The organism is Aerococcus sp. HMSC23C02 (genome assembly GCF_001806805.1).
GTDB lineage: Bacteria > Bacillota > Bacilli > Lactobacillales > Aerococcaceae > Aerococcus > Aerococcus sanguinicola.
The window spans coordinates 7,180-17,371 of the sequence record NZ_KV786043.1; the positions used below are offsets into that span (position 1 = coordinate 7,180).

The 10,192-nt window shown below is 50.2% G+C and carries 10 protein-coding genes; 9 read left to right on the forward strand and 1 reads right to left on the reverse strand.

Translation table 11 applies throughout. The features are described from left to right. Window positions 1-380: 380 nt before the first annotated feature. Together HMPREF3090_RS01465 and HMPREF3090_RS01470 are read left to right on the forward strand one after the other, a co-directional pair. On the forward strand, window positions 381-1,595 hold the full coding sequence (locus HMPREF3090_RS01465; RefSeq protein WP_168140245.1) for a sodium/glutamate symporter: 1,215 nt from the start codon (window positions 381-383) through the stop codon (window positions 1,593-1,595). 113 nt (window positions 1,596-1,708) lie between these two features. Further along, entirely contained in the window at window positions 1,709-2,212 is a 504-nt protein-coding gene (locus HMPREF3090_RS01470) for a VanZ family protein (RefSeq protein WP_067975461.1), read from the forward strand. Between the two features lie 74 nt (window positions 2,213-2,286). Here HMPREF3090_RS01470 and HMPREF3090_RS01475 read toward each other — a convergent pair whose 3' ends face one another. Further along, window positions 2,287-3,399, reverse strand: coding sequence for a mechanosensitive ion channel family protein (locus HMPREF3090_RS01475; RefSeq protein WP_067975465.1), 1,113 nt, complete (start codon window positions 3,397-3,399; stop codon window positions 2,287-2,289). A gap of 99 nt (window positions 3,400-3,498) precedes the next feature. Between HMPREF3090_RS01475 and HMPREF3090_RS01480 the strand changes: the two genes are divergently transcribed. The 7 genes from HMPREF3090_RS01480 (at window position 3,499) to pcp (ending at window position 10,002) form a co-directional block, all read left to right on the forward strand. Further along, window positions 3,499-4,512 carry an amidohydrolase family protein gene (locus HMPREF3090_RS01480; RefSeq protein WP_067975469.1) on the forward strand — a complete coding sequence of 338 codons (1,014 nt, stop codon included), beginning with the start codon at window positions 3,499-3,501 and terminating at the stop codon, window positions 4,510-4,512. An 88-nt stretch (window positions 4,513-4,600) separates the two neighbouring features. Then, window positions 4,601-5,041, forward strand: a complete 441-nt coding sequence (locus HMPREF3090_RS01485) for a lipocalin-like domain-containing protein (protein ID WP_067975471.1) — start codon at window positions 4,601-4,603, stop codon at window positions 5,039-5,041. A gap of 12 nt (window positions 5,042-5,053) precedes the next feature. Next, on the forward strand, window positions 5,054-5,809 hold the full coding sequence (locus tag HMPREF3090_RS01490; RefSeq protein ID WP_067975474.1) for an SDR family NAD(P)-dependent oxidoreductase: 756 nt from the start codon (window positions 5,054-5,056) through the stop codon (window positions 5,807-5,809). 380 nt (window positions 5,810-6,189) lie between these two features. Beyond that, a complete protein-coding gene (locus tag HMPREF3090_RS01495) occupies window positions 6,190-7,488 on the forward strand; it encodes an SLC13 family permease (protein ID WP_067975478.1) in 1,299 nt (432 codons plus the stop codon). 214 nt (window positions 7,489-7,702) lie between these two features. After that, entirely contained in the window at window positions 7,703-8,401 is a 699-nt protein-coding gene (locus HMPREF3090_RS01500) for a DUF969 domain-containing protein (protein ID WP_067975481.1), read from the forward strand. A 5-nt stretch (window positions 8,402-8,406) separates the two neighbouring features. Further along, complete coding sequence (locus HMPREF3090_RS01505) at window positions 8,407-9,330, forward strand: DUF979 domain-containing protein (RefSeq protein ID WP_067976607.1); 924 nt, start codon at window positions 8,407-8,409, stop codon at window positions 9,328-9,330. A 21-nt stretch (window positions 9,331-9,351) separates the two neighbouring features. Further along, window positions 9,352-10,002: a pyroglutamyl-peptidase I gene (gene pcp, locus HMPREF3090_RS01510; RefSeq protein ID WP_067975484.1), complete on the forward strand. Its 651-nt coding sequence runs from the start codon at window positions 9,352-9,354 to the stop codon at window positions 10,000-10,002. The last annotated feature ends 190 nt before the right edge of the window (window positions 10,003-10,192 follow it).

Below are 10,192 nucleotides of genomic sequence, written 5' to 3' on the forward strand. Positions count from 1 at the left end.
TCGTGTGAAGTGGAGAAGCTTCTGCCTCTGCGAATCCGACTAGAAAGGGTGAGAGCAAAGGCGTTCAGAAGCTTTGCACTGGAGCACGAGCGAAAAAGGGCAAGCCTATTTAGTTTTGGATTGTTCAAACTTAAGACAAGAGACTGCTTAGAAGGGCTAGTCTCTTGTCTTTTTATGGCACAACGTAAAGTAATCTAACGTATTATGTTATGCTTCATCCATTCTTATAGCAAAAATAAGCAATTTGTTTCAATATCACGCGTCAATTCGCCTTATCAGTAAAAGATTATTTTATTTACGATATGTTTTATAACATAAAATTTTTAGATTATGATAAAATAGTAAGTAAATAAAACTGATTAATGCGAGGTGCGCTTATGTTGACCATTGAATTTGATAGTATCCAGTCCATGGGTTTTGCTGTTTTAACCCTCTTATTTGGGAAATGGATCATCAATAAATTCCCCAAGCTAGAAGAATACTCTTTGCCTCCAGCCATTGTAGGGGGCTTGATCTTCGCCATTGTAAATACGATTTTAAGGCTGGCTAACTTGATGGTGATTAAAATTGATACGGAATATGCCATGCTCTTTATGGTGATCTACTTTACCACCATCGGCTTTGAGGCGAGCTTGCAGGCCCTGGTTCGCGCTAAGGGGATTGTTAGTAAATTCCTCTTTGTTTCGATTTTAGCGATCTTTGTCCAGAATTTTCTGGCTTTAGGTCTGGGTAAGGCTTTCGGCATTCCAGGGCCTCTAGCCCTCCTACTGGGATCGCCAGCCTTAGTTGGTGGTCCGGGGACAGCTGCAGCGGTTTCGCCTTCTATTGAGGCCCTGGGCTTTGATACGGCAACTTCGGTCGGTGTGATTGCTGCCACCCTGGGCATTGTCCTCGGTTCGGTGTCGGGTGGGCCGGTCGCTTCCACGGCTATCAAGAAGCACAATCTTTCAGCTAAGGACCCGGATGCTTCAGCCAATACGGGCGACCGCTACAAGTCGCACAGCCAGCGGCAGAAGATGACGGGGGAACGGATTGCAGTCATGCTTTATGGGACCCTGGTTGTTATCTTTTTAGGGATTTTTGTGACCAAGCTGCTCAACTTCTTTGTGGGTTATTTGGTAGGCGGAATCAGCTTCCCCCTCTATATCGGCCCCATGATTGTGGCTGCTACCGTGCGGAATATCTCAGATGCCCGGGATAAGCCCATCCTAGATGACGAGGCCCTGGGCTTTACCTCTGATATTTCCCTCAACATCTTCCTGTCCCTGACCATGGTGGGCCTAGAGCTCTGGACCATTCTCGATATGGCTATTCCAATGCTCATTATCATTGCCCTGGAAGCTATTATCACCATCGCTTTTGCTCGCTATGTGGTTTATAAACTGATGGGGAACAACTACGACGCAGCAGTAATGACAGCCGGTTTTATCGGCTTTGGGATGGGGTCTTCCTCTAACGCCATGGCCTGCATGCAGCAGCTTACCAAGGAATACGGACCGAGTCCCTTGGCCTTCCTGGCTGTTTCCATCGTCGGCGCCCTCTTCATTGATTTTGTGAATATTTTTATGATTTATGGCTTTATCAACTTCCTTTAGTTGCAAAAGCAGCCGAGCTCGATTAGCCGAGTTCGGCTTTTTTTGATAAAAACTTTTTCTTTACCTAGGGCCCTTGTGCTATACTTAGGAGACTTTAGCTGAGGAGGGATTGGATGTCAGATAAGCGTTTATCTTGGATAGCTTTGGCTTTGATTGTTTTAGTTTTTATAGGGACCTGGGTGTCTTCATCTATGCCTTATGAAGCCCAGAGTCTCCAACCTATTCTGCGCCGCCTGCTAGCGGGCGAACCTTTTGCTGGGCTCTTAGCGCCAATTCGCTTTACTTATGCGGGAGAAAAAATTAGCATCGAGGCTTTGTCCTATGCCGGATTTGTGGAATTTTTTATCCGCAAGGGGGTCCATTTTGTCCTCTTCGGCAGCTTGGGAGTCCTCCTCTACCTGGCCCTCCGCCCCTATTGCCGGGGTCGGGGCCTGACTTTCTTTCTCAGCCTGGCCCTGACTTTTGGTTTTGCTTCCTTTGATGAGCTCCGCCAAACGATTACGGTTAACCGGTCAGGTCTGGTTGAGGATGTCTTCCTGGACACTTGCGGAGCCTTGTGTTTGCTCTTAATCTACCAGCTGATTGAAAAGATTTTCCGCAAGAGGCCTATTGAGTAGTTTGCTTTTGCTGTAAAAATAGCCTTGTCCCTTCTTCTTATGAAGTGAGGGGCAAGGCTATTTCTTTGTCATTTTTACTGGATTTCTTCAGGTGTATGTTGTTTGCCTGTTTTGTTATCCATATGGTTGAGGATGCGGACGTCTTGGCGGGGGTAGGGGAATTCGATGCCGCCTTCTTCAAAGAGTTTGAAGATTTCATAGTGGATTTCGGTGGTGATGATTTGTTCTCGTTCGTTATTTTGCTGGCTGAGCCAGAACCAGAGTTCAAAGTTAATGGAAGAGTCCGCGAATTCGGTGAGGAAGACCCTAGCCTTGGGTTCATCGAGGATTTCTGGATACTGGGCTTGGACGTTCTTCAGGGCCTGGAGGAGGAGCTGGCGGGCCAATTGGAGGTCTGAATCATAGTCGATGCCGACAGACACGGTGACGCGGATTTCTGGATCGCCATAAGATCGGTTGACGAAGGAATTCTCCAAAAAATAGCTGTTAGGGATCAGCATCCGCTCATTGCGGCGGGTACGCACGATGGTTTCCCGGATGCGGATTTCTTCAACCGTTGCGACAGTATCTTCAACTTCAACGAGGTCGCCGACGCGGATGGGCCGGCTGAAGAGGATGATCAAACCGGAGATGAAGTTGTTCATGATATTGCGGATCCCGAAGCCGACACCAACCCCGATCACGCCAGCGAAGACGCTCAGGCTAGTCAGGTCGAAGTTGAGCTGTTTGAGGGTAATGAAGACTACCGCAATCAGGACAATGTAGGTGAAGAGGGTAGTGATGGTCGCCTGGGCCCCTGGATCGATGTCATAGCGACGGAAGATGGAAGGCAAGAGGAAGCGCTTGACCCCATTGACGAAGCGGATGGCTAAAAGAATAGCAAAGCCAACTGAGAAGAGCAGGAAGGCAGAGACATCCGTTTGCCCTAGCTTGAAGAGGGGGTTGAAGAACCAGCGGGAGTGGGAGAAATAGGAAATAAAGAAAATAATAAAAACAAAGGAGGCCAGCCAGTTGAGGATGGACTGGAGCAGGAGGAAGAGGGAATGGTCTCGGTTGAAGCGCTGGAGGAGCTTACGGCAGAGGAAGTAGAGGGCAAGGAGGAGGAGAAAGCTGAGCAGGCCGGCAATCCAGTAGCCGATCCCGTGGGCACTGAGATAGTCGAGCCAATCTTTAAGAATTTGAGTCATAAGGCACCTTCTTTTTTGGTCCTATTATAGCAGATTCAAGCTTTTCTTTCGTGCTTGAAGGCTATTCGGCTTATAATGAAGGGAGAAAGGGTGGGAGAAATGAAATTAATTACGGTAGAAGAACACTATATGTCAAAGACTATTAATGACCAGTACCAGGCCCTCAATCAGGCTGACCTATCGCCTGAGCAGGCAGCCAAGGCTTCCTTTGTTTCCAACTACTTGGATCGGATGGTGGAGACCGGGGGACCGATTGTCGATTTGGACCAAAAACGCCTGGCATATATGGACCAGTCCGGGGTTTCGGTTCAAATTCTGAGCTACGGCAATAACAGCCCCATGGATCTCAAAGGAGAGGCAGCTGTCGACCTGGCCCAGCAAGCCAATGATAACTTGTTTGAGGCTTGCCAGAAGCATCCTGACCGCTTCTATGGACTGGCTTGCTTACCGGTGGACCGGCCTCAAGCGGCAGCAGCAGAATTAGAACGTACAGTCAACGAACTAGGCTTCAAGGGCGCCTTGCTCCAGGGGACTTTCCAGGAAGAATTTCTCGATGCCAAGCGCTATGATCCTATCTTTGCCAAGGCGGAAGCGCTGGGTGTCCCCCTGCAAATCCATCCAGGCGAAATCAAGCAGGATGTGCTGACCGCTTACTATAAGGGCGATTGGTCGGACCAAGTGATGACGGTCCTGTCTGGCCACGGCATGGGCTGGCACTATGAAGCTGGCGTCCACATGCTCCGTCTGATTTTGTCGGGGATTTTCGACCGCTATCCAAAGCTCCAATTGGTAGCCGGCCACTGGGGGGAAGGCCTGCCTTACTTCCTCGAACGTTTGGATGAGAACTTGCCCGTGGACCTGACCCACTTGGACCACAATATTGCCTATTACCTCAAGCACAATTTCTACTATACGCCGAGTGGGATGTTCTATGACGGCCCCTTTAAGCTCTGCCTGGATTACTTTGGCCCCGAACGGATTGTCTGGTCGGTGGACTACCCCTATGTGATCCGGGACAATGCTTGGGACTATCTGGCTAATTTTGGCCTAGCCCAAGAAGACCTCGAAGCCATCGCCTATGCCAATGCGGAAAAACTTTATGGGATTGGATAATGGTGCTTATAAAATTATAAAACCCGCTCCTTTCTCCGAAAGCGTGCTATACTGAAAATAGCAATGAAAAAAATAAGGAGGAATTTTCATGACAGAATCGATGCGTGACCAAGTGATTGGTGCTTGGGAATTGATATCTTATCAAACGACTGATGAATCCGGCCAAGTGGTCTATCCTTTAGGTGAGGATGCTAAGGGCTTCATCCTCTATACTCCCGATGGCTATATGTCCGCTCAGCTTATGGCGCAAGGCCGGCCAGCCTATGCGTCAGGGGACCTGCACAAGGGGACCCAAGAGGAAATGGCTCAGGCGGCTGCCGGTTACTTGGCTTATTCTGGCCGCTATGAAATCGATGAAGACAAGGGAGAATTGACCCACCACATGGATGTCTCCATGAATCCAACCTGGCTCGGTCAGTCCCAACCTCGTGTGGCCCAAATTAAAGATGGCAAATTGAAGATCTATAACGGTTTGAAGCCTGAAGACCAATTAGTGTGGAAACGGGCGGAAGATCACAGTCAAGCTTAAGGAGGAAATGAAATGAGTGAACGTACAGTTGTTGTCACTGGGGCAGCCCAGGGGATTGGCTATGCCATTGCTGAACACTTTGTCAAGGCTGGAGACTGGGTGGCTATCTTGGACCTGAACCAGGAAGCCGCTGAAGAAGCTGCTCAAGCGCTCGGTCAGGCGCAAGGCTATGGGGTCGATGTGTCGAAGGAAGACCGGGTGAAGGCAGTGATGGAAGAGATTGTTGACCAACGCGGGGCCATTGATGTGCTCGTGAACAATGCCGGCATGCAGTATATTTCTTCCGTTGAAGACTTCCCATATGAGAAATTCCAACAAGTCTTTAATGTGATTATGGGAGGAACCTTCCTCTGCACCAAGTATGCCCTGCCTTCTATGAAAGCCCAGTCTAAGGGGCGGATTATTACTATTTCCTCAGGCCACGGCCGTCGTCCCGATAAATACAAGTCCGCCTATTGTGCGGCTAAATCCGCCCAAATCGGCTTCAGCAATGTGGTGGCTAAGGAATATGCCCAGGATGGCATTACGGCCAACTGTGTCCTGCCTGGCCCAACCCACACCAAGCTGATCGACAACCAATTAGCTAAATTGGCTGAGGAAGATGGCACGAGTGAAGACGAAGCGCTCAAGACCCATATTATCGGCGGCCAATGGTTAGGACGTCTCTTGGAAGCCGATGAAATTGCTTCAGCCGTCTACTTCCTGGCTTCCGATGCGGCAGCTGCCATTACCGGGGAAGCGCTCGGTGTAACCGGTGGCGAAGGTTAGTAAAATTAAAAAAAGATTAAAATCAGCTTGACTATCTCTTAGACTGTGTTATCATAAGGATAATTTCATAAAGAAACGATGACGAAGTAGTAGTAGCCAGTCCTCGTCAGCCTAGAGAATCCCTGTTTGCTGGAAGGGGACCTGACAAGCTGGTGAACTCGACTTTTAGGATGAGCTGATGACTCAGTCGAAGTGCTCAATCCCAGCATCTGGTGCCCCCATTAACCGGCATTCCCCTAGGGGAAGAGAGTTGGCCAGCTTTTGCCTGGCAACAAAGGTGGTACCGTGCTAGCGCACCCTTTGAGGACCGCAGAGGTTCTTGAAGGGTGCTTTTTTATCCGAGAATTCGTCTGAATATTCTAAAAGAGGAGGAAATGTAAATGAATAGTCTTATTATTTTTGGGGCCATTATCTTGGCAATTGTGATTGGGGAGCGTTTCCGTTTAAATGCGGGACTAGTCGCGGTCGCTTTTGCTTATTTATTGGCGGTCTTTGTCTTTGGTTTTACTACGGACCAAGTCTTCGCTCTATGGCCTATCGAGCTATTCATGGTGATCTTTGGGGTTTCCTTCTTCTTTAGTTTTGCTAAGATGAACGGCACCTTGGAGGCGGTGGGCCACCACATGATCTACCGCTTCCGCCACCATACCTCACTCATTCCCTTGGGTCTCTATCTGACCGCGGCCCTCTTGTCTGGTTTGGGGGCAGGGACTTGGGGTTCTGTGCCGATTGTCGGAGCGATTGCCCTCCAGCTCTGCCGGCAGACCAAGATGAATGAGACAGTGGCTGCGATCTCCGTTATCCTAGGGGGGATGAATGGCGGGAATATTCCTTTTGGCCCCCATGGCGCGATCATCCTCGGGGTCCTCTCTGAATCGGGCTTTGCTGACCAGGCGGCTGAGATGACTTGGAAGATCTTCGGCGTGTCGATCCTCTATCCCTTGGTGCTTATTGCCGGGCTCAGTCTCTGGCAACACTACCGCTACGGCCAGGAGAGTGTCGAAATTGATCCGCCTCAAGCCTTTACTTCCAAGCAAAAACAAACCCTGGCCTTGATCGCTTGTTTTGCTGTGGTGCTCTTGCTTCCCGCCATGATTACCAACTTTACTGATGCCTTCCCAACTTTGATTTTTATTAGTGAACACATCAACCTCAGCTTCCTGACCATTATCTTCGGGATTATTGCCTATATGATGAACTTGGCGCCCCGGGACAAGGTCTTTGACCAGATTCCTTGGCAGACGATTTGGGTGGCCTGCGGGATGACCTTCTTGATTAGTCTGGGAATTGAGCTGGGCATCACGGAAGAGATGGCCAAGTTGATCTCTTACATGCCTAAGCTAACCATTCCAATTGTCCTAACCATTCTGTGTGGCCTGATGTCAATCTTCAGTTCGACCATCGGCGTCCTGGCACCGCTCTTCTTCCCAGCCTTGGCTGCCATTTCGGGGGCGACGGGTTGGCCAGTTCTTCTATTGGCCTGCTTGGTCATTGTCGGCGGTTTCTCAACAGGGGCTTCGCCTTTCTCCGATACGGGTAGCCTCTACCTGGCGACTGGCTCTTACTGCCAAGACAGCCAGCGTGCCCTCTACCGTCGCCTCTTGTTCAAAGTGGCCCCAACCTGCATGGGCGCTGCCGTCGCAACGGCCATGGTCTTATCAGTATTCGCTATCTTATAAGAACTGATCGTGAAAAAATATGGATGACTTGAAAGCAAAAGCAGACCCAGTGACAGGAACTTTCCTGCACCTGGTCTGCTTTTTTGCTTGCCTGTTTAGCCTTGCTAGCAGGGTATTTTTGGCAGCTAAGAAGCAATCAGGAAAATTTTATATTAGGTCAGCCGCTAATGGAATGCTATAATAATAGATGAAATTTATATAGGAGGAAAATATTATGTCCTATCTACCCTTACTAGGCATCCTGATCATTGTGATCGGTTTTGCCTTGAAGTTGGATACTATTGCCGTGGTGGTGATCGCAGCAGCTGTTACCGCCCTCGCTTCAGGCATGTCGATTGCCGAATTTTTGACCAGCCTGGGGGACGCCTTTGTGGCCAACCGCCTGGTCACGCTCTTTGTCCTAACCCTTCCCATTGTGGGCTTATCGGAGCGCTATGGCTTAAAAGAGCAGGCCATCCGTTTAGTCAACCGCATCCAGGGCTTGACGGCGGGAAAATTTCTCAGCCTCTATCTCTTAATCCGGGAAGTGGCAGGAATTATCTCAGTTCGCTTGGGTGGCCACCCTGCCTTTGTCCGGCCCCTGGTGGAACCCATGGCCCAGTCCGCTGCTAAGGCCCGTTACCAAAAGACGGACGCTAAGAGCCAGGAATTAATCAAGGCTCAGTCGGCTGCCATGGAAAATATCGGGAATTTCTTCGCCCAGAACGGCTTTGTTGGTGCGGCGGGCACCCTGCTTATCGTGGGCACCATGGAGTCCTTGGGCTATCCCGTTGACGCGGCGCAAATTGCCCTGGCCTCCTTAGTTGTTGCCTTCCTGGCCTTCGTCTTTGGCCTGCTTTCGAACTATATCTTTGACCGCCGGCTGGACCGGTTGAACACTTATAGCAAGTCGGATAGGGGAGGGAAAGACTAATGACCATGGAAACTTTATTTAGCTATGTTTTAGAATTTTTCTTTATCTTGAGTGGGTTAATCTTCTTCTATTCCGCCTATCAAGGGGCCCAGGATACCACTAATCCCAAACGTTGGGGAACTGCAGCTTTTTGGGCCATTCTGGGATTGCTCTTTGTCTTCGGCCGCCTCTTACCTGGTCTGCTTTCTGGGATCTTGGTGGTCCTCTTGGGTGTTATCACCTTGTTCAAGCAATTTGGGGCAGGAACGGCCTTTGTTGAAGATAAAGTCAAGCAGGAAGCCGCTGCTAAGCGCTTTGGTTGGAAACTCTTCTTGCCAGTCTTGGTGATGGCCCTGTCCGCTGTCATTGTGGCCCGACTGATTCCAGAGTCCAGTGCCTCTTCGATTGGGATTGGCTCGCTCTTGGGAACTCTGGTCGCCCTGGCTCTCTTTAAGCCTTCAGCCAAGGAGGCCCTCTATGAGACGGACCGGATGACCCAGCAAGTCGGTACGACAAGCATCCTGCCCCAGCTCTTAGCGGCTCTGGGGGTGATTTTTGTCAATGCCGGGGTAGGGGAGATTGTGGCCCAGCTCTTGGCAGGTGTTGTCCCAGCGGGTTCTCGCTTCTGGGGGACGGTGGCCTATGTCTTGGGCATGGTCTTCTTCACCGCTGTGATGGGGAATGCCTTCTCCGCCTTTACGGTCATCACGGCTGGTATCGGGGTTCCCTTTGTCCTGATGCAGGGAGCGGATCCAGTTGTTGTGGGTGCCTTAGGGATGACAGCCGGTTTTTGTGGGACCTTGCTGACACCGATGGCAGGGAATTTCAACGCCCTCCCTGTGGCCTTGCTTGAGATGACTGATCCCAATGGCGTCATCAAGCGCCAGTTGCCTTTTGCCCTTATTATGATCGTGGTCCATATTGTGCTCTTATATATTTGGGCCTTTTAATAAAAGAAAGGAGCTTTATCGATGAAAATTTTAGTTACAGCTTTTGATCCTTTTGGTGAAGATAAGATCAACCCGGCCACTGAAGCCGTCAAAACACTTCCTGACCAAATTGCCGGAGCAGAAGTCATTAAGTTAGAAATTCCGACAGTCTTTGTGAAAAGTGCGGAGGTTGTGAGCCAGGCCATCGCAGACCATCAACCTGACTATGTGGTCAATGTGGGCCAGGCAGGGGGACGCTATGCCTTAACCCCAGAACGGGTGGCTATTAACTGGGATGATGCCCGGATTGCGGATAACGAGGGCAAGCAACCCATCGACCAGCCTATCCAAGCGGACGGCCCAGCAGCCTACTTCTCCAGCCTCCCTATCAAAGCTATGGTAGCGGCTATTAAGGAAGCCCAACTGCCTGCAGAAGTCTCTAATACAGCCGGCACCTTCGTCTGCAACCACATCATGTACCAGACCCTCTACCTGATCGACAAGACTTATCCCGAAGTTAAGGGCGCCGGCTTCATCCATATCCCTTACCTTCCCGAACAAGTCGTGGACCGTCCCAACACCCCATCTATGGGCCTCACCGACATCAGCCGAGGCCTAGAAGCCGCCATCTCAGCCATCGTCGCCTATGACGGCAAAGAAGACCTCCACAGCGTCGGAGGAAAAACGCATTAAATAAGGGTGAGAGCAGTTGCGCCTAGACTTGAATGACTGGAGCCCAATCGGAAAAGAGCGGCTTTAGCCGATCGTTCCGATTGGGTGAAGTCACTTCAAGTCTGCAACTGCGAACCCGACTATAGGGTGTGAGGGAGCGCGGGTAGAAGTGGACCGCTGGAGCAAAGCGACAGAGAAGACTGAAAGTCTT